Annotated in this window: 21 protein-coding genes; 5 read left to right on the top strand and 16 right to left on the bottom strand. The window is 45.6% G+C overall.

Annotated elements, in window-relative coordinates; translation table 11 throughout:
- Positions 1 to 225: 225 nt before the first annotated feature.
- Both rho and trxA read right to left on the bottom strand, forming a co-directional pair.
- Positions 226 to 1,491 (bottom strand): transcription termination factor Rho, encoded by a 1,266-nt coding sequence (gene rho, locus AC0L6N_RS19580; protein ID WP_006995004.1) that lies wholly within the window; start codon positions 1,489 to 1,491, stop codon positions 226 to 228.
- A 267-nt stretch (positions 1,492 to 1,758) separates the two neighbouring features.
- The gene (trxA, locus tag AC0L6N_RS19575) at positions 1,759 to 2,085 is read right to left on the bottom strand and encodes a thioredoxin TrxA (protein WP_008303866.1); all 327 of its coding nucleotides are present in this window, start codon (positions 2,083 to 2,085) and stop codon (positions 1,759 to 1,761) included.
- A 101-nt stretch (positions 2,086 to 2,186) separates the two neighbouring features.
- On the opposite strand from trxA, the gene rhlB reads away from it, so the two are divergent.
- Positions 2,187 to 3,452: an ATP-dependent RNA helicase RhlB gene (gene rhlB / locus AC0L6N_RS19570; protein ID WP_006995006.1), complete on the top strand. Its 1,266-nt coding sequence runs from the start codon at positions 2,187 to 2,189 to the stop codon at positions 3,450 to 3,452.
- Positions 3,449 to 4,960 carry a Ppx/GppA phosphatase family protein gene (locus tag AC0L6N_RS19565; protein WP_473477037.1) on the top strand — a complete coding sequence of 504 codons (1,512 nt, stop codon included), beginning with the start codon at positions 3,449 to 3,451 and terminating at the stop codon, positions 4,958 to 4,960. Before rhlB ends, AC0L6N_RS19565 begins: the two co-directional genes overlap by 4 nt.
- Positions 4,961 to 5,156: 196 nt before the next feature.
- Here AC0L6N_RS19565 and hemB read toward each other — a convergent pair whose 3' ends face one another.
- From hemB to tatA, 7 genes are read right to left on the bottom strand one after another with little or no spacing between them, the layout of a single operon-like run.
- Positions 5,157 to 6,158 carry a porphobilinogen synthase gene (gene hemB / locus AC0L6N_RS19560; RefSeq protein WP_473477035.1) on the bottom strand — a complete coding sequence of 334 codons (1,002 nt, stop codon included), beginning with the start codon at positions 6,156 to 6,158 and terminating at the stop codon, positions 5,157 to 5,159.
- Between the two features lie 48 nt (positions 6,159 to 6,206).
- Complete coding sequence (locus AC0L6N_RS19555; RefSeq protein ID WP_473477032.1) at positions 6,207 to 8,102, bottom strand: sensor domain-containing diguanylate cyclase; 1,896 nt, start codon at positions 8,100 to 8,102, stop codon at positions 6,207 to 6,209.
- 3 nt (positions 8,103 to 8,105) lie between these two features.
- Complete coding sequence (locus AC0L6N_RS19550; protein WP_473477030.1) at positions 8,106 to 8,894, bottom strand: TatD family hydrolase; 789 nt, start codon at positions 8,892 to 8,894, stop codon at positions 8,106 to 8,108.
- Position 8,895: 1 nt separating this feature from the next.
- Positions 8,896 to 9,480, bottom strand: coding sequence for a hypothetical protein (locus AC0L6N_RS19545; RefSeq protein WP_011576903.1), 585 nt, complete (start codon positions 9,478 to 9,480; stop codon positions 8,896 to 8,898).
- Complete coding sequence (tatC, locus tag AC0L6N_RS19540) at positions 9,477 to 10,286, bottom strand: twin-arginine translocase subunit TatC (protein ID WP_473477028.1); 810 nt, start codon at positions 10,284 to 10,286, stop codon at positions 9,477 to 9,479. Before tatC ends, AC0L6N_RS19545 begins: the two co-directional genes overlap by 4 nt.
- Before the next feature lie 6 nt (positions 10,287 to 10,292).
- Positions 10,293 to 10,592 (bottom strand): Sec-independent protein translocase protein TatB, encoded by a 300-nt coding sequence (tatB, locus tag AC0L6N_RS19535; RefSeq protein ID WP_006995013.1) that lies wholly within the window; start codon positions 10,590 to 10,592, stop codon positions 10,293 to 10,295.
- A 14-nt stretch (positions 10,593 to 10,606) separates the two neighbouring features.
- Positions 10,607 to 10,861 carry a twin-arginine translocase TatA/TatE family subunit gene (tatA, locus tag AC0L6N_RS19530; RefSeq protein WP_011576901.1) on the bottom strand — a complete coding sequence of 85 codons (255 nt, stop codon included), beginning with the start codon at positions 10,859 to 10,861 and terminating at the stop codon, positions 10,607 to 10,609.
- Between the two features lie 145 nt (positions 10,862 to 11,006).
- On the opposite strand from tatA, the gene AC0L6N_RS19525 reads away from it, so the two are divergent.
- On the top strand, positions 11,007 to 11,927 hold the full coding sequence (locus tag AC0L6N_RS19525) for a hypothetical protein (RefSeq protein WP_473481389.1): 921 nt from the start codon (positions 11,007 to 11,009) through the stop codon (positions 11,925 to 11,927).
- Between the two features lie 62 nt (positions 11,928 to 11,989).
- Here AC0L6N_RS19525 and ubiB read toward each other — a convergent pair whose 3' ends face one another.
- The 5 genes from ubiB to prlC form a co-directional block, all read right to left on the bottom strand.
- Entirely contained in the window at positions 11,990 to 13,624 is a 1,635-nt protein-coding gene (gene ubiB / locus AC0L6N_RS19520; RefSeq protein ID WP_473477026.1) for a ubiquinone biosynthesis regulatory protein kinase UbiB, read from the bottom strand.
- A 3-nt stretch (positions 13,625 to 13,627) separates the two neighbouring features.
- Complete coding sequence (locus AC0L6N_RS19515) at positions 13,628 to 14,269, bottom strand: ubiquinone biosynthesis accessory factor UbiJ (protein ID WP_011576898.1); 642 nt, start codon at positions 14,267 to 14,269, stop codon at positions 13,628 to 13,630.
- Positions 14,270 to 15,070 (bottom strand): bifunctional demethylmenaquinone methyltransferase/2-methoxy-6-polyprenyl-1,4-benzoquinol methylase UbiE, encoded by an 801-nt coding sequence (ubiE, locus tag AC0L6N_RS19510; RefSeq protein ID WP_011576897.1) that lies wholly within the window; start codon positions 15,068 to 15,070, stop codon positions 14,270 to 14,272.
- Between the two features lie 145 nt (positions 15,071 to 15,215).
- Entirely contained in the window at positions 15,216 to 15,923 is a 708-nt protein-coding gene (locus AC0L6N_RS19505) for a DNA-3-methyladenine glycosylase I (protein ID WP_473477024.1), read from the bottom strand.
- Between the two features lie 30 nt (positions 15,924 to 15,953).
- Positions 15,954 to 17,996, bottom strand: a complete 2,043-nt coding sequence (prlC, locus tag AC0L6N_RS19500) for an oligopeptidase A (protein WP_473477022.1) — start codon at positions 17,994 to 17,996, stop codon at positions 15,954 to 15,956.
- A 267-nt stretch (positions 17,997 to 18,263) separates the two neighbouring features.
- On the opposite strand from prlC, the gene gorA reads away from it, so the two are divergent.
- Both gorA and AC0L6N_RS19490 read left to right on the top strand, forming a co-directional pair.
- Entirely contained in the window at positions 18,264 to 19,613 is a 1,350-nt protein-coding gene (gene gorA / locus AC0L6N_RS19495; RefSeq protein WP_011576894.1) for a glutathione-disulfide reductase, read from the top strand.
- Between the two features lie 327 nt (positions 19,614 to 19,940).
- Positions 19,941 to 20,741: an RMD1 family protein gene (locus tag AC0L6N_RS19490; protein WP_473477020.1), complete on the top strand. Its 801-nt coding sequence runs from the start codon at positions 19,941 to 19,943 to the stop codon at positions 20,739 to 20,741.
- 88 nt (positions 20,742 to 20,829) lie between these two features.
- On the opposite strand, the gene secF is transcribed toward AC0L6N_RS19490, so the two are convergent.
- Both secF and secD read right to left on the bottom strand, forming a co-directional pair.
- Positions 20,830 to 21,816: a protein translocase subunit SecF gene (gene secF, locus AC0L6N_RS19485; RefSeq protein ID WP_473477018.1), complete on the bottom strand. Its 987-nt coding sequence runs from the start codon at positions 21,814 to 21,816 to the stop codon at positions 20,830 to 20,832.
- Positions 21,813 to 23,639 carry a protein translocase subunit SecD gene (gene secD, locus AC0L6N_RS19480; protein WP_473477017.1) on the bottom strand — a complete coding sequence of 609 codons (1,827 nt, stop codon included), beginning with the start codon at positions 23,637 to 23,639 and terminating at the stop codon, positions 21,813 to 21,815. Before secD ends, secF begins: the two co-directional genes overlap by 4 nt.
- Positions 23,640 to 23,743: the final 104 nt, after the last annotated feature.

Below are 23,743 nucleotides of genomic sequence, written 5' to 3'. Positions count from 1 at the left end.
GCAGATGAAATCTCATGCTGATAGACAAGATATTGCTGACCAGTAAATTTCGGAAACGGATTGTAGCTCAATTCAAACAACGAGTCCCGCTTGAACGTTAATTGAGCAACTTTCTGTGTCTTTTTATCGGTTTTTACTTTTTTCAGAAGATAAAGCACCGTAAAAACAAAAATCCGCTGCGGGCGAACCTGCAGCGGATTTTAAAAAACGTATTATGCTGTGATGCTAGCTTTTTTGCTTGCGCATCGCAGTGAAGAACTCATTATTGGTTTTGGTCATAGACAACTTACCAATTAAGAATTCAATTGCGTCAATTTCTGACATTTCATGCACGATTTTACGCAAGATCCACATCTTTTGTAATTCGTCTGGGGTGGTCAGTAATTCTTCGCGGCGAGTACCAGAGCGATTGTAGTCAATCGCTGGGAAAACACGCTTTTCCGCAATTTTGCGGTTCAGGTGTAATTCCATGTTACCCGTACCTTTAAACTCTTCGTAGATAACTTCATCCATTTTAGAGCCAGTATCGATAAGCGCAGTAGCAATAATGGTTAAGCTGCCGCCTTCTTCGATGTTACGCGCAGCACCAAAGAAACGCTTAGGCTTGTGTAATGCGTTAGCATCAACACCACCAGTAAGTACTTTACCGGATGATGGGATTACGGTGTTGTACGCTCGGGCTAAACGTGTGATTGAATCAAGTAAGATAACCACATCTTTCTTGTGTTCGACTAGACGTTTGGCTTTTTCAATCACCATTTCAGCCACTTGTACGTGACGACTCGCAGGCTCATCAAAGGTAGAAGCAACCACTTCACCTTGTACAAGGCGTTGCATCTCGGTCACTTCTTCTGGGCGCTCATCAATCAACAATACCATGAGCAAACATTCTGGATGATTTGCTGCAATTGATTGGGCGATATTCTGTAGTAAAAGCGTTTTACCGGCTTTAGGCGGTGCAACGATAAGACCACGTTGACCACGGCCGATTGGAGAGGCTAAATCAAGTACGCGAGCAGTAATATCTTCGGTACTGCCGTTGCCTCGCTCCATGACTAAACGCTCATTGGCATGCAGTGGCGTTAAGTTTTCGAATAAGATTTTGTTACGGGCGTTTTCAGGGCGGTCAAAGTTAACTTCGCTGATCTTCAACAGGGCGAAGTATCGCTCGCTGTCTTTGGGTGGGCGAATTTTACCTGAAATGGTATCGCCGGTGCGCAAGTTAAAGCGACGTATCTGACTAGGTGATACGTAGATATCATCTGGTCCCGCCAAGTATGATGCGTCGTTAGAACGCAAGAAACCAAAGCCGTCTTGAAGTATTTCTAGGACGCCGTCGCCGAAAATATCTTCACCACTTTTGGCGTGGGTTTTCAAAATTGAAAATATAATGTCTTGCTTACGAGCGCGAGCCATGTTTTCTAGGCCCATTTTTTCGGCCAGTCCAACCAGCTCACTGATGGGTTTGTTCTTGAGTTCCGTTAGGTTCATATTGGTGGGTCTTTTCATGCTTGAAAGTTTTGCCATATCAGCAAAAATTGATTGAATGGTTCAAAGGTATTTACTTATAAAAATCTCTGATTGGTGCGAAAGTACAGGTCTGTTCAGGTGTGAACAATGAAAAGTTAGCACCAAAATCACGGTACGTCTAGTGAAAATAGTGGTTTAAAAGGTATTACATTGAACAAAGCTTTGCACAAAGAGTATACAAGAAATAAAAAAGCCCGATTTGGTCGGGCTTAATTTTTCAGCACTTAATTAGATGTTTTCGTTCAAAAACTCTTCTAATTGGCTTTTAGATAGTGCGCCGACTTTAGTTGCAGCTACATTTCCGCCTTTAAATAAAAGCAAAGTAGGGATGCCACGAATACCATACTTAGGTGGTGTTTCGTTATTTTCATCGACATTCAGCTTGCCAACTGTTAACTTGCCGTCGAATTCGTCAGCAATTTCATGCAAAATTGGCGCAATCATCTTACACGGACCGCACCATTCCGCCCAGAAGTCAACTAGTACAGGACCAGTAGCATTGATAACATCTGCCTCGAAACTATCGTCCGATAACTGGATAATTTTGTCGCTCATTCTTTTCTCCGTCATTAATTCTAGCGCCGATATAATTCAGCGTGATCGTGATTGTTATATAGAAACTGTTTTTTAATGCAAGCACTGATAAGCTATAAGCTATGCAAACAACTCATTTAACCGAAACACATTTCGCGGACTTGCCAATCAATGAGCAAGTCGTTAAGGCGTTATCCGCCGCAAACTTTAGTCACTGCACGCCCATTCAAGCGTTAAGCTTGCCCCCTCTATTAGAAGGGAATGACATAGCAGGTCAAGCGCAAACCGGAACCGGTAAAACTATCGCGTTCTTGGTGGCAACTTTTCATTACTTGCTAAGTAATCCGCAGCCCACTAAAAAACAACCAAGAGCCATTATTATGGCGCCAACCAGAGAGTTGGCGGTTCAGATCTTTAACGATGCTGAACTGCTAAGTCAACACACTGGTTTGTCTCTCGGTTTGATTTATGGGGGCGAGGGTTACCAAAGTCAACGGGAAAAGCTGGAAGAAGGTGTAGATATTATTATCGGCACTACCGGCAGGATCATTGACTACTACAAGCAGAACATTTTTTCGTTAGCCGGTATTCAAGTCGCTGTACTTGATGAAGCGGACCGTATGTTCGATTTAGGCTTTATTAAAGATATTCGTTATCTTTTCAATCGCATGCCTAAACCGACAGAGCGTTTAAGCATGTTGTTCTCGGCGACGTTGTCGTACCGAGTACAAGAGCTAGCTTATGAGCACATGGATAACCCCACTCACGTGCAAGTAGAGCCGGAACGCAAAACCGGCACGCGCATCAAAGAAGAGCTCTTTTATCCTTCTGATGAAGACAAAATGGCCTTGCTACTTAGTTTGATGGAAGAAGAATGGCCGGATAAAGCCATTGTTTTTGCGAATACTAAGCACAGCTGTGAGAAAGTTGCCGACTGGCTACAAGCAGATGGTCATCGAGTGGGTCTATTAAGCGGTGATGTTCCTCAGAACAAGCGCTTAAAAATCCTTGAAGATTTCACGTCTGGCAAGCTAGATATACTGGTTGCTACCGATGTGGCCGCTCGAGGCTTGCACATTCCTATGGTTAGTCACGTGTTTAACTATGACTTACCAGATGATGCTGAAGATTACGTACATCGTATCGGCCGCACCGGTCGTGCTGGTCAAAGCGGTAGCTCAATCAGCTTTGCTTGTGAACGTTACGCGTTAAACTTGCCAGCGATTGAAACCTACATTGAGCATGCTATTCCGGTAACAGAATATCAAGCCGATGCGCTACTTCGAGATGTGACACCACCTAAGCCTCGCCATAAAAAGCGAATGCAGAATGGTCGCAACCCTCAGAAGCGCCAATCATCAGGCTCGCGTAACCGCAGGAAGCCATGATTACATCTACCCGATTACCGCAAAATCACCCCGAAGAGCTATATGCAGCCGTTGATTTAGGTTCAAATAGTTTTCACTTAGTGATAGTTCGCGTGGTAGCGGGTAGTGTACAAATTATTGGTAAAGTGAAGCAAAAAGTGCGTTTAGCCGCAGGGCTAGACGATAACATGATGCTTGACGATGAAAGTTTAGAGCGCGGCTGGCGCTGCCTCGAAACGTTCGCAGAGCGTCTGCAGGACATTCCCCGAGACAACATTCGTGTGGTGGCAACCGCCACGTTACGTTTAGCTAAAAATGCTGACGTATTTACCGTAAAAGCCCAACAAATCCTCGATCACACACTAAGCGTTATCAGTGGTGAAGAAGAAGCACGGCAAATTTATTTGGGCGTGGCATATACCTCTGCCAATCAAGGTAATTCTTTGGTTATTGATATTGGTGGCGCGAGTACCGAGATCATTATCGGTAACGATATGACCCCCATTCACCTAGTTAGTCTCAACATGGGCTGCGTGACGTTTAAAGAGCGTCACTTTGCAGGTGATGTTCTCAGCGAGGAAAACTTTGCAGCAGCGATTGATGCAGCCAAAGCGATGGTCGATGCTGTTGCAGATAAGTTCGTATGCTTTGACTGGCAGCAGTGCTTAGGCGCATCAGGTACACCTCAAGCGATTACAGAAATCTTAGTTGCCCAAGGGATCAGTGATGCCATTAGGCTCGACTATCTTTACAACTTGCGCCAGCAATGTATTGATTGCGCGACGCTCGACAACTTAATAATTGATGGTTTGGATGAATCCAGGCGGATTATTTTCCCCAGTGGCTTAGCCATTCTCATCGCTTTATTCGAATCGTTGTCTATCCGCGATATGCAGATATCAGGGGGCGCACTACGAGAAGGTCTTATCTATGGCATGCTGGAAAACATGCAGCAGAATGACCGCCGTATGCAAACTATCCATCAGCATATGCAGCACTTTCACATTGATTCGGAGCAAGCGGAACGGGTCACTGAGGTCGCCCTGACGTTGTTTAAGCAACTTAGTGAGCAAACTGACGTTGACGGAATCGATGGTGAGGCTATGCTGGTTGCGGCCGCTATGTTGCATGAAACGGGTTTACACATTGAATACAAATTGCATCACAAGCACGGTGCTTACATTTTAGGTCACGTGCCTATGGTGGGGTATACCAATTTACAACGTGATGGCATAAAAACGCTGGTATTGAATCATCGTCAGCAAATATCACCTGAAGTATTCGATCAAAACCACAGTGAAACCCGAGGCATTATGCGTAGCCTAGTAAGGGTGCTGCGTCTAGCTTGTATTTTGTCGATACGCCGTAAAGATAACCTTCTACCGCAATTTCGCTTAGAGGTAGAAGAAAATGACTGGCGCTTAGTGTTCCCCGAAGGCTGGTTGAAAGCGCATCCTTTAATCGATGCAGAATTGGCTAATGAGAAATGGCAGCAACACAAAATGGGTTGGCACCTCACCTGCGAGTAGTGCTATTTTCAACGCGCGCTCTACCTTAGTTTTCTGACCGAATTTTCTAACTCACGTTCCCAACAGCGCATCAGAAAGTATTCCTCTTGACAGTGTCTCTCGCAAAGGTCATGTGCGTACATCTTTACTTGTTTATACAAACAAAAACGCCAGCAAATCTGCCAGCGCTTGTATCAAAACCTCACAAATCTAATTTCTATTTATCTCGCACTAAAATTTGCGCTGCTTGTTTGGCAAAGTAGGTCAAAATGCCGTCTGCGCCGGCGCGTTTAAAGGCTAACAAAGATTCCATAATCACAGATTCTTCATCTAACCAGCCTTGCATGAATGCAGCTTTGTGCATGGCGTATTCGCCACTTACTTGATAAGCAAAAGTCGGCACAGCAAATTCGTCTTTACAACGACGCACTATGTCTAAATATGGCATACCAGGCTTCACCATAACCATGTCTGCGCCCTCGGCAATATCAAGGGCGATTTCACGCACTGCTTCGTTGGAATTTGCAGGATCCATTTGGTAGCTCTTTTTGTTGCCACCTTTAATATTGCCAGCAGAGCCAACCGCATCGCGGAATGGGCCGTAGTAGTTGGACGCATACTTAGCGGAGTAAGCCATGATGCATGTGTTGATATATCCGTGGCTCTCCAGCGCTTGACGAATGGCACCGATGCGGCCATCCATCATGTCTGATGGGGCAACAATGTCAGCACCCGCCTGAGCGTGGGATAAGGCCTGTTTGATAAGTACCTCTATCGTTTCATCGTTAAGTACGTAACCCTCTTCGTTCAGCAGGCCGTCTTGCCCGTGAGAGGTGAATGGGTCTAAGGCGACATCTGTGATAATGCCCATATCGGGTACAGCGGCCTTCAAAGCGCGTACGGCATGCTGGGCTAAACCATCAGGGTTAAACGCTTCACTGGCACATTCTGATTTGCGCTCAAGGGGCGTAACCGGAAACAGCGCAAGCGCTGGAATGCCCAGTGCGTGTAACTCTTTTGCTTCTTCAACCAACAAATCGACAGATAAACGCTCAACGCCGGGCATTGATTCAATTGCCTCACGCTGATTATTGCCTTCTAACACGAATACCGGATAAATGAGATCTTTGACGGTTAATTGGTTTTCTGCCATGAGGTCTCGGGTGAAGGTGTGGCGTCGCATACGGCGCATTCGTGTTTGAGGATAAATTTCGGCCATGTTAGATGTCCTGTAAGGTTAGGTCTTAATAAATTCGAGATATTACATTTATTCAGAGGTCGGCAGCTGCTGCGCCACGATGCAATTTCGTCCGTTATTTTTAGCTTGGTAAAGTAATTGATCCGCAAAGCCGATTAACACATCTTCACTCTGCTGGGGGTCCATGATGGCGCTGGCTAAGCCAATACTCACAGTTAAATTAACAACCACACCCGCGCTATAAACGGGGGTATCTTGAATATCTAGCCTTAACTGCTCGAGTAAGTCCTGAGCGCCTTTAATATCGGTGCTTGGCAAGATGACAGAGAACTCCTCTCCCCCATAGCGACATACATCATCACTGGGGCGCTTAAGGGCTTTTTTCAAGCGCTCGGCGACAAACTTAATACATTCATCTCCTACTAGATGGCCATGCTCATCGTTCACGCGCTTAAAGTGATCAATATCAATCATAGCCACAACTAGTTCGGTGCGCTCACGGCGGCTTCGGCGCACTTCCGCTAAATATTTCTTATCAAAATAGCGACGGTTACGAATACCCGTTAACGCGTCTAATGTGTTCTTTTCTTCTAATTCGCGGTTAATTTCTGATAACTCCCTAAGGGCTATCTCTAACTCTAACGTGCGCTCTTGCACGCTATACTCCAATTCTTCTTGGGCGTTGTTTTGCTGCTCGAGCACTTCGTCTTGCACTGCACGCATATCTCGTTCTTTACGCAATGCTTCCCGCTGAGCTCTAAACAACTGACGGCGCTGGTGATTAACGCTCAAAGCTAGCATGAGAGCCAATAAGAAAGTTTCAATGATGACACCTAGCATCAGCAAGTAGTTAGATGAAATAGACAGGGTCAGCACATTGAGGTGGTCAAGACAGGCAATCAAGGAGCTGACTAACAGTGATGTCCAAGCTAGTGTGTAAAAGCGCGCCAAATGGACTTGCTTATACCAACACCAAATACCGACTGCGTATATGAACAAACTAATCCCGCAAAGTGCAAATAAGAAGGGTTCCAAAAACCATGATTTGGGAATAAACAAGCCCGCGATTAAGCTCATAGCAAATAAAATGGCCAACCCATTTAAAATTTTGTGCAAGCGCAGGCTGATACTTTTGATATCTAACAGAATATTGGTAAATACGATCGCGTAAAAGACCGTGGCATTCGCCCAGATAGACACACTGTGTTTTTGCATCCATGGGCTGTCGGACCAAATATACTTGTACCCAATGCCTTGCATCGCAGCGAGTAGCAGCGCAAAGCTGAATACATAACCTGCATAAAGTAAAAACACAGGCTGGCGGCTGATCACGAAGAAAAACAAGTTACTGATCCCCATGGCGAACAAGATGCCAAAGAAAAGCCCTATCAGGATGCTGTGCTCACCATTGAATACTAAAAACGCAGACTCGGCCCAAAGATTGATTGGCACCTGTAACGTACCATCACTGCTAAGTCGCATAACAACACGTAAGTTTTCATCAAATTTAGGGATGGAAAACATGAACGTTTCGTAGGGCATACTGCGAGATGCAAATGGCAGAGTGTCGCCCGTTTGATAATGATCGAGAAGTTCGCCTTCTTCAATAAACCACACAGAGATGTGATCAATAAGTCCATTGTTCAACTCAAGTAACCAATGTTCATTGGAGCGTAAATTGGGAATCGTAAAACTCAGCCAATGGGGCGTGTCTGACATGGGCAGGCCAAGCTCAAAATCATCAACTGCTTTCCATTGAGGGCTGTTTGCATCTGGCAGTGTATTGATTTTGTATTGCTGTTGAGTATCGGTGAGAACAGTTAATTGGCTATTCGTCAGTGACTCTGGTGTTTGCAGCTTAATTGAAAAAACCGTGACCAAAAAAAGTAAAATACAGGTAACTGACATCAGCTGAATGGCAGCACGTTGAGTCAGCACGCTGTGAAATAATGTGTTTATTGCCACCGCTTAACCTATAGCCAGTAAGTCGTGGCTGTTGCGCAAACTAGCGTCAGCCAGTGCAGTTAACGGTGTATTCATTAACGCCGTTAGCGCTTTGGCAATAACGGGTAAATAGCAAGGTTCATTCTGTTTAACACCAGTGATCTTGTCGCTACCCAGTTTTTTAGGTTTCAAATAAGGAGCGTCAGTTTCCAATATGAGGCGCTCTATTGGCAGATGCTTGACGGCTTCTCTTAAATCACCGCCACGTTTTTCATCGGTCACCCAACCCGTGATACCAATATAGCAACCTAGCTCAAGGTACGCCTGCATTTGCTCAGTATTGCCCGTAAAACAATGCACTAGCGCGCCGCTTAATTGCTTATGGTATTGGTGTAGTAATTTATACTGGGCGTCAAACGCATCACGCTCGTGTAAAAAAACCGGCAGGCCGGTTTCACAAGCGATAACAAGCTGCGCTTCAAATACCGCGAGTTGGATATCTCGTGGTGAGAAATCACGATTGAAATCAAGGCCGCATTCACCAATCGCTAACACTTGAGGTTGCTCAGCAAGGACTTTGATCTGCTGTCGGTAATCAATAGCGGCGTGCTGTGCATAATGAGGGTGAATACCCGCAGTGCTAAATACTTGCCCAGGATGCGCTTTAGCAAGCGCTGAGGCTTGTTGGCTGATGCTTATATCGGTGCCCGTAAGCATTATTTTTGCGACGTTGGCGTTAGTTGCGCGCTCAAGCATAGGGGGCAAGGTAGTGACATCGCTAGGTACGTTTACGCCAACGTCAAACCATTGCATGTTATTTTGACCGCTTCACTCGAATACGCTTGTTGCTTGACTCTTTGCCTAAGAAGTAAGAACCCAGCGCCCCTTCTTCAACATAAACCTCTTGTCCCGGTTTTAGTCTCAGTGATGTACTGTTGGTCTGGCGCCAAACTTGGCCTGTTTCCAAGGTGATGATCAGTTTGCCGTAAGGATTTTTTTGTACTGATGTAATAACTGAGGTTATTTTTTCAACTTTTTCTTGTGGCTCCGTCACCTTCGACAAACCAAAGCGCTTCACTTGATCTTCTCGGCTGGCATAGTTATCTGTTGGCGCGCGTTTCTCTGCGCTAACGCTTACAGGAGATGTAGCTGGTGACTTAGTCGGCGTTATGACAGGTGGTGTTGCGGCGTTACTGTTTGGTGTGCTCACCTTAGTGACATGTAGGTCATTCTTGATGTTTTTTTCCGCATATTTAACAGCAAGTTTGTCGTAGCAGGCAAGGCGAACAGCATTGTCTGTTTGAGCGCGACAAGCCTGTAACTGGCTCGCAATATCTTGCGCGTGAACTGTGGTGATGCTGCTTAGCAGTAATCCAATGGCAATAATGACATTCTTCATGATTGTTCCTGTTCCTTCTTTTCTTGCTCTGTCTGTTCTTCTTTTCGCATTTCAGTCGGCTCGTCGCTGTGCTCGTCATCGTCAGCGTGTTCTTTGCGTTTGACGTACATGCTGCCGACTAAAATGCCGACTTCAAACAATATCCACATGGGTATCGCCAGTAATGTTTGCGAAATGATGTCAGGCGGAGTCAGCAGCATACCTAAAGTAAACACACCGACAATGACGTAAGGGCGCTTTGCTCGCAATGAATCTGGAGTGCTGACACCCGTCCAGCACATCAAGACGATTGCCACGGGGATTTCAAACGATAAACCGAAGGCAAAAAAGATCTTCAACACAAAATCTAAATAACTGCTGATATCAGTGTTAATGGTCACGCCCTCAGGGGCGACACCAGTGAAGAAAGCAAAAGCAAGAGGGAACACCACATAATAGGCGAACGCCATACCCGAATAGAACAACAAGGTGCTGGAAAACAACAGAGGCGCCACTAAACGTTTTTCATTACGGTATAAACCGGGGGCTATAAAGGCCCAAATTTGATACAGCACAACAGGGATTGCGATAAAAAACGACAACACCAAGGTCAGTTTAAACGGTGCAAAAAAGGGTGATGCAACGTCCGTGGCAATCATTTCTGCTTGATCTGGCAAGGTTTCAAGCAGAGGGGTCGCGAGCCAGTGGTATAGGTCTTGGGCGAAATAGACCAAGCACAAAAACACCACAAACACACTCAATACTGCTTTTAACACTCTGCCACGTAATTCGATTAGGTGGGCAATTAAGCTATTTGGATCTGACATCCGTGACTACTTTTTTTCGTATGGTTTCTGAACAGACTTCGCTGCGTCTCGCAGTTCATCTACGGATTTTTGCAATTCAGGTGATAGATTCTCTAAACCTTGTTGCTCAGCTTTTTTCAGGTTTTCGTGTAATTCGTGAATTTTAAATTGCTGTTCCACTTCTTGCCGAAATCCCGTGGCCATGCTTTTGACACTGCGCACAGTGCGCATGGTCGAGCGAATTGCGCCAGGCAAACGCTCAGGGCCCAGCACCAAAAGAGCTACCACGCCAATAACGAGTAATTCGAGAAAGCCAATATCAAACATGGGTAATGCTCGCGTTACTCACTTTTAGCCTTAGTATCTGACTCACTTTTGACATTCTGTTGTACAGTCTGGTCATTTGCTTTGCTGTTATCTTCGACTTTCTCATCAGCTTTAAAGTCTGCGTCCTTGTCATCATCTGATACGGCTTTCTTAAAACCTTTTACCGCAGAGCCTAAGTCTCCGCCCATATTACGAAGTTTTTTAGTGCCAAAAAGTAAAACGACGATCACTAAAATAATGATTAACTGCATTGGGCTAATACCGAACATAACAAACTCCTCTTAAATATTTGAGCCCATTATACGTAGCAAATTAAAAAGGTCACTGGATTTGATTAAGCAAACATTTCAATGCACAGTAATACCTTAGAATACAGGGAGTACGGCATTGAATTTTAAATACCTGATTTTGCTGATGTCGTTTAGTGCATTTCATTGCCAAAGTGCCCAAGATGAGCAAGGTACAGCGCAAAAAGAGGAGCCAGAACCGGTCTATCCTTGGCTCGATGATATGCATAATAATATCGCGCAATCGGTGCAAGATACGGCAATATGGTTTGATGATTTCTTTTTTCTCGACGGTGTCATGCATCAAGAGGTCGCTCAAGCAGAAGCGAGAATTCGTTTAGGTTGGGAGCCGCGTACGCGAGAGTTAGACCAATTTCAAAATCGTTTTCGAGTGCGAGTACGTTTACCTAATTTAAAAAACCGCTTAGATGTAGTCCTGTCAGATTACGACGATGAAGCTGGTTTGGGCAATGAACGCCTAGGTCGGGACAATAGTTTCGGTGATACAGATCGACTCAACCTAGCGCTTAGTTGGCGCTCTCGACCCAACAGTGGATTTTCACATCGCATTGGCGTCGGGCGCGGCCTGCAAACCTTTTTAAAGAGCCGTTATCGTAACCATTATTCACTGGCGACAGATACGCTAATGCGTGTTGAAGGTTCTGTTTATTATTACAGTGATGACGGTTTCGGCAGCCATTTCTCAACCAAGTTTGACTACAGCGCCAATGCTGACACTCTGTATCGCTTTGACAATAACTTTTACTACCGGGATCGAACCAAAGACTGGTTATGGCGCCACAGCTGGCAAAGCTTGCATCAATTCAATCGTAAAACTGCCATTATCACCGGCTACTACATTGAAGGATTAAGCAAGCCAAACTATCAGATAAACGAGCATTACGTGAGTATGCGCTGGCGGCAAAACACGTTAAGAGAATGGCTATTTTATGAAGTCGAACCTTTTATCTTGTTGCGCAGGGACGAACATTTCTCGCCCTCTTATGGCTTGGCTCTACGAGTTGAAGGCTTTTTTGGGCACTCGTAAAGGAGCGTATCAGAAAGCAAAAAAGACACCAAAAGTGCCTTTCATTATCAGTTTCATAGGGCCTACTCTGGCACTCTGCAGCGCCACGCAATTAACCAGCTAAAAACGCCAAATGTAGCGATACTCGCCGGTATCCACCAATGCTGAATGTAAACAGGCATCACACTGGACACTACCAACAACGTTGCTCCAATAATGGTAAATACTAATCTACGCTGTTGCTGCTTCACCTGCCACTGCTGCTTTTCGAACTGCAACTTTTGTTGCTCGGGATAGCGTTTGATTTGGCGCATAGAGTCATACACTAAATCGGGAATTTCTGGCAATTTTTCAGACCAGAACGGTAAATTCGCTGAAACCTTGTTATACATGGCTTTTACGCCAATTTGTTCACGCATCCAATTTTCTAAGAAGGGTTTGGCGGTTTGCCATAAATCTAATTGCGGGTACAACTGGCGGCCTAAACCCTCTATATACAACAGGGTTTTTTGCAGCAGCACCAATTGCGGCTGAATAATCATATTGAAGCGTCTAGCGGTATTAAATAACTGCAGTAGAACATTACTGAATTCAATTTCAGCCAGAGGCTTTTGGAAAATGGGCTCGCACACGCGGCGAATCGAGGCTTCAAATTCATCAATGCTGGTGGTGCTCGGCACCCAACCTGAATCAACGTGAAGCTCAGCTACTTTACGGTAATTACGGTTGAAGAAAGCGATAAAATTTTCCGCTAAATAGCGTTTATCTTCGCTATTGAGCGTGCCGACAATACCGTAATCTATGGTGATATACTGTGGGTCGTCAGGGTTATCAAGGGCGACAAATATATTGCCGGGGTGCATGTCAGCATGGAAAAAGCTGTCTCTGAACACCTGGGTGAAAAATACCTCTACCCCGCGTTCGGCAAGCTTTTTCATATTGGTGCCACGGGCTTCTAACGTGGCAACATCAGAAATGGGAGTGCCATAAATACGCTCCATTACCATCACATTTGCATGGCAGTAATCACTGTAAATATGCGGCACGTACAACGCGGTAGAATCTTCAAAATTACGTTTAAATTGAATGCCATTGGCGGCTTCGTTAAGTAAATCCAACTCGCCAACGATCGTTTTTTCGTATTCTGCGACAACTTCAACCGGGCGTAAGCGTTTACCATCTGGCAGTAATTTTTGTAATGCATTAGCAAAAGTGCGCATAAGCTGAATATCAGCATGGATCGCGGAGCCTATATTTGGGCGAATCACTTTAACGACGACTTCTTCGCTATGACCAATCAGTTTGGCTGCATGCACCTGGGCGATGGATGCTGACGCTAAAGGTGTTTCTTCAAATTCACTGAAGACTTCGCTTAGGTCGCTGACGCCAAGCGCATGGCGAATAATTCGCTGAGCTACCTCGCTGTCAAAAGGCTCGACCTGGTCTTGCAGGATGGCCAATTCGTTAGCAATGTCTTGGCTTAGCAAGTCTTTACGGGTAGACAACATTTGGCCAAATTTAATAAATACTGGCCCTAAAGACTGCAACGCTAAACGAATACGGGCACCGGGGGATTTATCTTTATGCTTGTTACGCAACCAGAAAAAGCCGAAGCGTCCTAATTTAGCGTACCAAGGCAGCCACTTGTCAGGAATAAGTTCATCTAAGCCGTGTTGTAAAAAAACTTTATTGATTTGGTATAAACGAAGGATCCGCACGAGTTATTGGTCATCCTGTTGTGAGGCAATGAGGTGATCGATTCGCGCTTCAAGCCTATCGCTGGCGCTACGTAGGTGATTTACCTGATCACAAAAATCCGCAACTTCGATTTCGGTAACCGCGACGGCTTCAGGTTGGGTTAAATGCGCGCTGAGCTGGTCAGCGAGTTTCTCCACTTCTTGTTGAGCCGTATTGAAGAACGCTTTCACGCTACTAAAGGTTTGATGAGCAACCACGTCACCTGTGTATTTAGATAACTGTTCTTCCCAATCAATATCCAGCTCTTTCATTAGATTGCTAAATCCTTGGGCAACATCGATATCACCGTCTAAATCTAGCTTTCCTTGTTGAATCAGTTGACTGATTTTACTGCTGTCACTTAATGCGCTAAGTGTGCTTAGACTAAGAGTAATATGGCAATCTGCTGCGGCATCAGCGGGTGCTGACTGTTGATCTTGCTGCAAGGCGCTGACATCAATTTGCTCAGAAAAAGTAAACAGTAAAGACCAAGGCAATTCATTAATAGTGACCTGCAGTTGTTTGCCCGCTAACTTTTTTAAGCGAGGTTTACAATCAGGATCGAGCTGCAAAAGTTGGTTAAGGGTTAACTCAACGCCCGCGCTTATCAGCTGCCCGACTAACATTTAAAACTTAAACCCGCGGTGCAGAGCAACAATACCGCCTGTTAGGTTGTGATAGGTCACTTGCTCAAAACCGGCTTCTTGCATCATGTCTTTCAGCACATCTTGCTCTGGGTGCATGCGAATCGATTCTGCTAAGTATTTGTAGCTGTCACCGTCTTTGGCAACCAGCTCGCCAATTTTAGGCAGTAAATGGAATGAATAGGCATCATAAACCTTGTTCAATACTTCGCTGGTAGGTTTTGAAAACTCCAACACCAATAACCGCCCGCCGGGTTTCAAAACGCGGTACATAGACGCTAAGGCCTTGTCTTTGTCGGTCACGTTGCGCAGGCCAAAGGCAATGGTAATGATATCGAAACTGTTATCAGGAAAGGGCAGGGCTTCGGCGTTAGCCTGTACGTATTTCACATTGCTGACAATGCCTTTGTCGCGCAGCTTGTCACGGCCTACTCGTAGCATGGCATCATTGATATCGGCTAACACCACTTCACCGCTGTCGCCTACAATACGTGAAAACTTAGCGGTTAAGTCACCTGTGCCACCGGCTAAATCGAGTACTTTGTGGCCGGCTCTTGCACCGCTGCAGTCTATGGTAAAGCGTTTCCATAAACGGTGAATACCCATAGACATGACGTCATTCATGATGTCGTATTTCGCGGCGACCGATTGAAAAACCTCAGCAACCATAGAGGCTTTGGCATTCTTATCGACTTGTTGAAAACCAAAGTGGGTTTTTTCTGATGATTCTGGGGCTTGCTCGTGGCTGGTATCTGAGGCCCCGTGTTGCTCGCTAACGCTCATGTCAATTCCTTAATAAACTCATGGCGCTAGTGTATCGAAATTCACAGTGCCAATCTAAAAAAATTACAGCGTTATACGTCTAAACTGGCGCAAAAGATTATTCACCGGCACATGCGTTATTGCCTTGCGCTAATACACTAGCAGATCAGGCTACTAAATTGTCTCCTACGCTGATAGCAATAAGCGTACTGAGGGCCTGCATAGAGCGGCCACTTTGCGCCTGTAACTGATTAAACGCTGCTTGGATTGCACTTAAGCTACGCTTGGATGTCACTCCACCTGAAATAATATCCCGTTGGCTAAAGTAACTCGTGACATCGCGGGTCAGCAAAAAAGTATCTTTGCCTAATGCACGCAGCGCGTAAGGACCTGTGTTGCCACCTAAGCGAGCGCCATGCTTCTTCAAATAGCCCCACAGACCAGTGATATCAGCCACAGGCCAGTCTGCGACAAACTGCGCAAAACTGTCGTGTTCACGGCGAACAGAGTCGATCATGATGGCGTTGTCGCGAATGGTTTGCACTTTTTTATAGTTGCGAATAATGGCTGGATCTTGAGCGCGCTTTTCAAGCATTTCATCCGGCATAAGCAGTACTTTGTCGATATTAAATTCGAAAAACAAACGTTCGAACTCAGGCCACTTATTGCGTACCACTCGCCATACAAAACCTGATTGAAAGACCTTTTTGCTAAATTCAGCTAAGAAACGATCATCACCCAATTGGGCGATGTCTTTATCGGCAAGGGGGTCACTAAGTAAACTTTCAACGGCGCCAGGGCCGCCTTTTCGTTCGCAGGCACGTTGGTAAATGGCCTGATAATGTTCCAAATTGGCTAAAACGTTGTCGCTCACCCTGACTCCTAACATTAAAAATCTACTTGTTTACCCTTCAATACCGCTGTGGCGCAATAATGCATCAACTTTCGGCTCACGGCCTCTAAACGCAACAAACAATTCCATGGGCTCTTTACTACCACCCTTTTCAAGAATGTTGTTCAAGAAATCTTGACCTACCTGCTGGTTAAATATGCCTTCCTCTTCAAATCGACTAAACGCGTCTGATGACAACACCTCAGCCCATTTATAGCTGTAATAACCTGCTGCATAACCACCAGCAAAAATATGCCCAAAACTATTCTGGAAGCGGTTAAACTCAGGTGGAATAACCACAGCTACTTTGCTACGTACGTCATCTAACAAGCCTTGCACTGAGGTTTTCTGCTCACTGTTATATTGCTCGTGTAAGCTGAAATCAAATAAGCTAAATTCCAATTGACGCACCATCTGCATGGCTGACTGGAAGTTACGTGCCGCTAGCATTTTATCCAACAAGTCTTGGGGGAGTGGCTCGCCCGTTTCATAGTGGCTTGAGATAAACGCCAATGCTTCAGGCTGCCAGCACCAGTTTTCTAAAAACTGGCTGGGTAACTCAACCGCATCCCATGCCACACCGTTGATGCCTGATACGCCAGCAACGTCGATTTGGGTCAACATGTGATGAATGCCGTGGCCAAACTCATGGAATAAGGTAATCACTTCATCGTGAGTGAATAACGCAGGCTTGTTGCCTACTGGGCCACTGAAGTTACACGTTAAATAAGCCACCGGCAGTTGCATTGTGCCATCAGGTTTGGCGCGACGCGTTTGGCACTCGTCCATCCAGGCGCCGCCACGTTTGTGTTCGCGAGCGTACAGGTCTAAGTAAAAGCTGCCGCGTAAATCACCTTTTGCGTCTTTGATATCAAAGAAGCGCACATCTTCGTGCCAAGTGTCTACACCATCACGTTCGCTAATTTGTAGACCGTATAAACGTGATACCACTTCAAATAAGCCATCCACTGCTTTATGGGCAGGGAAATACGGACGCAGGGCTTCATCTGAAATGGCGTATTTCTGCTCTTTGAGTTTTTCGCTGTAATAAGCCAAATCCCACGCTTGTAGCTCAGGCTTGTCATATTGGGTTTTGGCGAATTCTGCCAGTTCGGTTAAGTCTTGTTGGGCTTGTGGTCGTGAGCGCTGCGCTAAGTCTTGCAAAAAGCCTTTTACCTGACTGGTCGATTCTGCCATTTTCGTGGCCAAAGAGCGTTCTGCGTAATTGGCGAAATCTAATAAGTTGGCGAGCTCTTGGCGCAATGCCATGGTTTCATCGATGAGTGGGCCGTTATCCCATTGGCCTGCATTTGGCCCTTGGTCAGACGCGCGTGTCGTAAATGCGCGGTACATTTCTTCGCGCAATAGGTGGTTATCGGCATGCATCATCACAGGTAAATAGCTAGGGATATCAAGGGTGAACAACCAGCCATCCAACTCTTTGCTTCCAGCAAGTTGTTTGGCAGCGGACAAGGCGGACTCGGGTAAACCGGCCAACTCAGTTTCATCGGTGATGTGTTTTTGCCAGCCTAGCGTAGCGTCCATCACGTTGTTGCTAAACGTTGAGGATAAATCTGACAAGCGGCTTTTTATCTCGCCGTAACGCTGTTTTTTCTCGTCATCTAAGCCGACGCCCGATAACTCGAAATCACGCACTGTGTTCTCAATGACTTTACGTTTTGCCTCACCCAGTTCAGCGAACTCCGCACTATTTTGAATATGCAGGTAGGCTTCGTATAAGCCCTTATGCTGACCAACCCAAGTGCCATATTCAGATAACAAGGGTAAGCAAGCGTCGTGCGCTTCACGCAGTTCGTCATTGCTGACCACTGAATTCATGTGTGAAATCGGTGACCACATGCGACCAAGTTCATCGTCTTTGTCTTCTAATTTAGCGGCGAAGTTGTCCCATGTGTAAGTTGGCTGGGCAAGCAAGGTTTCTATGGTTTGTTTAGCATCTTCAATCGCCTGCTTAACAGCGGGCTGAATTTGCTCGGGACTAATTTCTGAAAAACGTGGTAATCCAGACAAATCTTGCAACGGGCTTAGGGACATAATGAACTCTCAAGTAGAGGGAATAATGACTAGTAAGTAAGGCAGTTCATACGCGAATTCAAGTGTTTGTATGGATCTAGGCTAAAATCAATGCGTTTATAGGCGATTTGAGCAGCTGTAGTTTTGTTGCAAGTTATTCTCTGCTTGATAGGTCTATAATGCTCAGGTTTATTATTTTCGATTAACCCGATTAAAAAATTCATTTGTCTTTAATCAGACGAACCTTATATCGTGTAGTCACAGCTAGTTAATTTAGGATGAGTAAAAATGGCAGATTTTGATTATATATGTATCGGCGGCGGCAGTGGCGGTATTGCTTCAGCAAACCGAGCATCCAAGCACGGCAAAAAAGTAGCGTTAATTGAAGCACGCCATATTGGTGGCACGTGCGTTAACGTAGGTTGTGTGCCTAAAAAAGCCATGTGGTTTGGTGCTCAGGTCGCTGAAGCCATTAATCATTATGCCGCCGATTACGGTTTCGACGTGACGGTGAATAAATTCGACTGGAAAAAACTAGTAGACAGTCGCGAAGCATATATCAAACGTATCCATGCCTCTTACGATCGCGTGTTGGGCAACAACGACATCACGGTGATCAATGGTTTTGCTCGTTTCGTGGATAAAAATACCGTAGAAGTTGACGGCAAGCATTACACCGCTGACCATATCCTTATTGCCACTGGTGGTCGCCCTGTTACACCAAGCATTCCTGGTGCAGAGTTAGGCATCGATTCAGACGGTTTCTTTGAATTAACGGAACAACCTAAACGCGTTGTGGTAGTAGGTGCCGGTTATATCGCCGTTGAACTAGCAGGTGTATTACATTCTCTTGGTAGCGAAACCCACTTAGTTGTGCGCAAGCATGCGCCACTTCGTTCATTTGATACCATGTTAAGTGAAACCTTGGTTGAGATAATGGCTCAAGACGGCCCAACGCTACATACCCATCGTATACCAGAGAAACTTGAAAAGAACGAAGATGGCAGCTTAACGCTAACTTTCGAGTGCGGTGAGAAAATCGAAGCGGATAGCGTCATTTGGGCTATTGGTCGTGCACCAGCAAACGACAACATGGGGTTAGACAAAGCCGGAGTGACGGTGAATCAACGTGGTTATATCGCAGTGGATAAATACCAGAACACCAGTGTTGATGGCATTTACGCGGTGGGCGATAACATAGGTAAAGTAGAACTTACACCTGTGGCGGTTAAAGCGGGTCGTTTACTTTCGGAGCGTTTGTTTAATGGCCAGAAAGACGCACACATGGATTACACTCTGATCCCAACCGTTGTCTTCAGTCACCCAGCTATCGGTACAATGGGCTTAACTGAACTTGAAGCGGAAGCCGAGTTTGGCAAAGATAATGTCAAAGTTTACAACTCGAGCTTTGCGGCCATGTACACGGCGGTGACTAGCCACAGACAAATGACGCGCATGAAGCTGATTTGTGTGGGTGAAGAGCAAAAAGTCGTTGGCTTACATGGTATTGGCTACGGTATGGATGAAATACTGCAAGGCTTTGGGGTGGCGATGAAAATGGGCGCAACTAAAGCGGACTTTGATGCTTGTGTGGCCATTCATCCTACTAGCGCTGAAGAGTTTGTTACGCTTAACTAGTCACGATTTTATCCGCTTGAGGTGTCGTTAAACACTTTTAAAAAGATAAACGAAAATTCTCTCTCAACGCCTCTGTTATTTTTGCTAACAGGGGCGTTTTTTATGAGCCGACTTTATAGCGCATAAAGCAGCTTGTGTCGCTCTAATAAAGGCGTGTTGAGCGAGTTCCATGAGTGTGAAATCTACGATTTAACAGCGGGCTTTCAGACGAAAAAATCATCTTAAAAATATTTTCAAATTGCACAAAAATTCCACTGTACACGGATTGAATTCGGCCTTACATTAGCGCGATTTTCTCTTACTGGCCATGGGCCTACCGGATACATTGTGAAATTTAGTAATAATCGCATTTCAGCCATTTACTTAGGTAATGAAGAGTCGATTTTAAGTTCTGAACAAGATTGGTTAAATGCAGAGCGCGGCGCGCGTTATCGCGACGCGGTACATATTGCGTTACCTGGTGGTGAAGTGTGGTTATTTGACTACGGTATTGCCGTATTTTGGGGTGTGGATGAAGACGAACGGTTAGCGTTATTGCATCGGTTAAGTTTGGCTGAAGGTTTATTAACTGCCGCTAGCCAAGAGCATTTTCGCTTTGTGTTAGATGCACCTGAATCTCGTATCAGTCAGGATACCGTGAGTTTGGCCCAAGATGATCATTTGTCGCGTTTGGCGGTGAGCCATGCGTTAGCACAATCGTTAAAGCTAAACGAATATGAAAGTCAGGCACAACAAACAATCCAAGACCACGCGCATATTCCGCAAACGTTGGCTGAAACCGGTAAAATCAAATTATCGCGACGCAATATAGCGAAGATCCGCGGTACGTTGTTCAGTACCAAAAGCGATATTATTTTGCATTATGGTTTGCTTGATACCCCTGAATTTTTCTGGGAATACCCAGAGTATGAAAGCACCTACAATTTGGCCGCACGCTATTTAGAAATTCATCAACGGGTTGAGTTGCTGTCCAAAAAGTTAGCCACCATACATGAATTATTCGACATGCTTGCGGGTGAACAGAATCACCAACATTCATCGTTCTTAGAATGGATCATTATCATTCTAATTGCAGTGGAAATTGTGATGTTTGGCGCAAAGGAAATGCAGATACTCTTAGGCCTATGAGCCAATAAGTGACTTATATTAATGATGTAAGCCCGCTAAAGAGCGGGCTTTTTTATACGCTAATAACCAGAAGGGCTAACGGTTAGGTTTACGGTTCATCGTTAAGCAACAACTCTTGGGCTCTGTGCTGATAAAACTCAGGATTTAAGCCGATAAGCTGAGGGATCGTTGCCGATACAGCAATAGACGACAAGGTACCAAATACCACGCCGGCGAACAGCCCAATAGCAAAACCTTGTAGCGGCTGACCGCCGAATATCCAGATGGCGCCTATGGTAGCGAGTGTAGTACCGGAGGTAATTAGTGAGCGTGTTAAGGTCGATTTTACGGCTGTATCGACTATGTCACTCATGCTCATATTGGTTTTCGCGCGCATCACTTCACGTAACTTATCACCGATGACAATAGAGTCATTCAGCGAGTAACCAATGATGGCCAGCACGGCCGCCAATACCGTCAAATCAAACGGTAAACCCAGCCAGGCGAATAACCCTAAAACCACGAGTACATCATGCACTAACGCCATGAGCGAGCCACAGGCTAAGCGCCATTCAAAGCGCCATGTTAGATATATCATCATGGCAATTGCAGCGACGATCAAAGCCAATCCGCCATTATCAATCAGCTCAGAGCCTACTTGTGAGCCAATATAAACCGAGTCTTGTGGGCTGATGTCATAGCCCGATTGCGCCGCGAAGTTGTTAAGCCAGTCTTTGTCGATGACATGGTTGGCACCATCAGCTTGGCGAATCGTCCATTGGGTGTTTGCCCCACTACTGTTTAACTCAAAATCGCCAGTTAGATGCGTGGCAAGCTGGTCTTGCATTTGCTCTTTATTGATACTTTGCGAGGTAGTGAACTCAGTCATGTAGCCACCCGTGAAATCTAGCCCGAGGTTCAGCCCTTTAAAGCCTAAGCCGATAGCCGAAAGCAGCATCAATGAGATGGCGAGATAAAAACCAGCCAAACGTACCTTACTGAACATGGCCATGGGTGAATGGACTCCCGTAGATTGGCTGATTGTGTTTGTCGCTTCTTGCGTACTAGTTGCATTTTTCAATGTGTTTGCGCTCATGATCTTAGCTCCTTTTGTTTGATGGCTATTTGCGGTTTAACCAATGACGTCAATACATGAGCAACGAATACGCCGGTAAACATACTGGTTAAAATGCCCAAACTTAAGGTCATCGCAAATCCTTTGACCGGCCCATAACCGATACTCAACAGTATGAGGGCGGTGATCATGGTCGTGACGTTGGCGTCTAAAATAGTGGCGAAGGCTTCTTTGTAGCCCGTTTCAATCGCCAAAAAGTTACTCCGCCCGCGTTTTCGCTCTTCATTTATACGCTCAAAGATCAACACGTTAGTATCGACCGCCATGCCCACGGTGAGCACCAAACCAGCGATGCCGGGTAGGGTGAGTACAACATTGGGCAATAGCGCCATTAAGCCTAATAAACATACTAAGTTAAGAATCAAGCTGGTATTGGCGATAAGCCCTAACTTGCGGTACCACAAGCCCATAAAGACCAACGTAAAACCCAAGCCTATAGCGAGTGCCATGATGCCATTACCGACGTTTTCTTGTCCTAACGACGCTTGAATGGTGCGTTGCTGCACTATGGTGATAGGTGCATCTAGTGAGCCTGCACGCAATAATAAAGCGAGATCGGAAGCCGCTTGTGGGCTATCTAAATTGGTGATGCTAAAGCGGTTGCCTAACTGACTTTGAATGGTTGCTACACTAATGACCTTGCTGCTTTTGACCATCTCATCTGCGCTGTTTTTATGGTATTCAGAGAATATTGTGACCATAGGATTGCCAATATTGTCTTTAGAGAAGTCAGACATCTTCTTACCGCCGATGCCGTCAAGCGCTAGGTTTACTAGTGCAATACCCATCTCATCACGCCCTGAGGTCGCATTTTCGATATTTGAGCCAGTGAAAATGGGTTTAGGTGCCAAGCGCAGACGACGACCATTTTCATCAGTAAAGGTTTTGGCACCCACTGTGCCGCTTTGGGCCATTTCGTAGAAATCCAGCGATGCGGTGGCACCGATAATACGCTTGGCTTGCTCTGGATCTTTCACCCCTGGTAACTCAATACGTATTCTGTTTTGACCTTGGCGCTGGGTAACGGCTTCTGTGATGCCAAGCTCTTCAATACGCCCGCGTAGGGTGGTCAGAGCTTGGGCCATAATTTCATGATGAAAGGTAGTGACACTTTGATCTGAAAATACCAGCGCGGCATCGCGATCGCCGCTTGCGGTATAGGTTATGCCGGGTAGTTGCTGTTGTAACTCATTGACCACCTTTTTGACTTGGCTTGCTTGGTGAGTGAGAAAGTGAAGGTTAATCTTCTCTTGTGAGTCGGCTAGCTTAACGCTTATACCACGCAAACCTTCATCATGGATAAGCTGCAGCACTTCGTCCTTTGCGTTGCCTAAACGTTCTTGGTCGGCTTTATGAGTATCGACCTCAAGCACAAATAACACGCCGCCGCTTAAATCTAAGCCAAGCTTGATGGGGGACATTCCCATGCCTTGTAACCATTTTGGTGCGGCTGACTGGCTGCCTAAGCGTACTTGAAAGTCGTCGCCTAAGGCCGTTTTAAGTTGGGTTTGCGCTACGAGTAAAGCTTCGTCGTCTCCGTCAATAACGATTTTACTACTCGATTCACTATTGATGATTTGCTCTACGTTGATGTTCTGCTGTTGTACTGCCTTGCGTAACGTTTGTGTATTGGGCAATGACTGTGTTGGGTTAACTGCACTGACGAGTAAGGCATTGTGATTGCCATAAAACGTCGGAATGGCATTTAAGCCTAAAATGATAACGGTGACGATAATCACCAAAATTTGCCAAGTGTACTTGGGCTTTGCTGTTGTTTTTCGCATGTTCGTTCTCTTAATTACCCAGTAGGCTTGGCTGTGTGATGTTGCAGCGCAAACTCGCTAGGAGGCGTTAGCGTTTTGACACGCGAACGCAAAAAATCTATTGC

The organism is Paraglaciecola sp. G1-13 (assembly GCF_055809255.1).
Note: the sequence above shows the minus strand (reverse complement) of the source record. Positions and strands in the feature narration are given on the sequence as shown.

What these genes read in the sequence shown, in the direction of transcription:
- rho (WP_006995004.1), bottom strand. Translation starts at nt 1,491, where the DNA reads ATGAACCTAACGGAACTCAAGAACAAACCCATCAGTGAGCTGGTTGGA.
- trxA (WP_008303866.1), bottom strand. Translation starts at nt 2,085, where the DNA reads ATGAGCGACAAAATTATCCAGTTATCGGACGATAGTTTCGAGGCAGAT.
- rhlB (WP_006995006.1), top strand. Translation starts at nt 2,187, where the DNA reads ATGCAAACAACTCATTTAACCGAAACACATTTCGCGGACTTGCCAATC.
- AC0L6N_RS19565 (WP_473477037.1), top strand. Translation starts at nt 3,449, where the DNA reads ATGATTACATCTACCCGATTACCGCAAAATCACCCCGAAGAGCTATAT.
- hemB (WP_473477035.1), bottom strand. Translation starts at nt 6,158, where the DNA reads ATGGCCGAAATTTATCCTCAAACACGAATGCGCCGTATGCGACGCCAC.
- AC0L6N_RS19550 (WP_473477030.1), bottom strand. Translation starts at nt 8,894, where the DNA reads ATGCAATGGTTTGACGTTGGCGTAAACGTACCTAGCGATGTCACTACC.
- AC0L6N_RS19545 (WP_011576903.1), bottom strand. Translation starts at nt 9,480, where the DNA reads ATGAAGAATGTCATTATTGCCATTGGATTACTGCTAAGCAGCATCACC.
- tatC (WP_473477028.1), bottom strand. Translation starts at nt 10,286, where the DNA reads ATGTCAGATCCAAATAGCTTAATTGCCCACCTAATCGAATTACGTGGC.
- tatB (WP_006995013.1), bottom strand. Translation starts at nt 10,592, where the DNA reads ATGTTTGATATTGGCTTTCTCGAATTACTCGTTATTGGCGTGGTAGCT.
- tatA (WP_011576901.1), bottom strand. Translation starts at nt 10,861, where the DNA reads ATGTTCGGTATTAGCCCAATGCAGTTAATCATTATTTTAGTGATCGTC.
- AC0L6N_RS19525 (WP_473481389.1), top strand. Translation starts at nt 11,007, where the DNA reads ATGTCGTTTAGTGCATTTCATTGCCAAAGTGCCCAAGATGAGCAAGGT.
- AC0L6N_RS19515 (WP_011576898.1), bottom strand. Translation starts at nt 14,269, where the DNA reads ATGTTAGTCGGGCAGCTGATAAGCGCGGGCGTTGAGTTAACCCTTAAC.
- ubiE (WP_011576897.1), bottom strand. Translation starts at nt 15,070, where the DNA reads ATGAGCGTTAGCGAGCAACACGGGGCCTCAGATACCAGCCACGAGCAA.
- prlC (WP_473477022.1), bottom strand. Translation starts at nt 17,996, where the DNA reads ATGTCCCTAAGCCCGTTGCAAGATTTGTCTGGATTACCACGTTTTTCA.
- gorA (WP_011576894.1), top strand. Translation starts at nt 18,264, where the DNA reads ATGGCAGATTTTGATTATATATGTATCGGCGGCGGCAGTGGCGGTATT.
- secF (WP_473477018.1), bottom strand. Translation starts at nt 21,816, where the DNA reads ATGAGCGCAAACACATTGAAAAATGCAACTAGTACGCAAGAAGCGACA.
- secD (WP_473477017.1), bottom strand. Translation starts at nt 23,639, where the DNA reads ATGCGAAAAACAACAGCAAAGCCCAAGTACACTTGGCAAATTTTGGTG.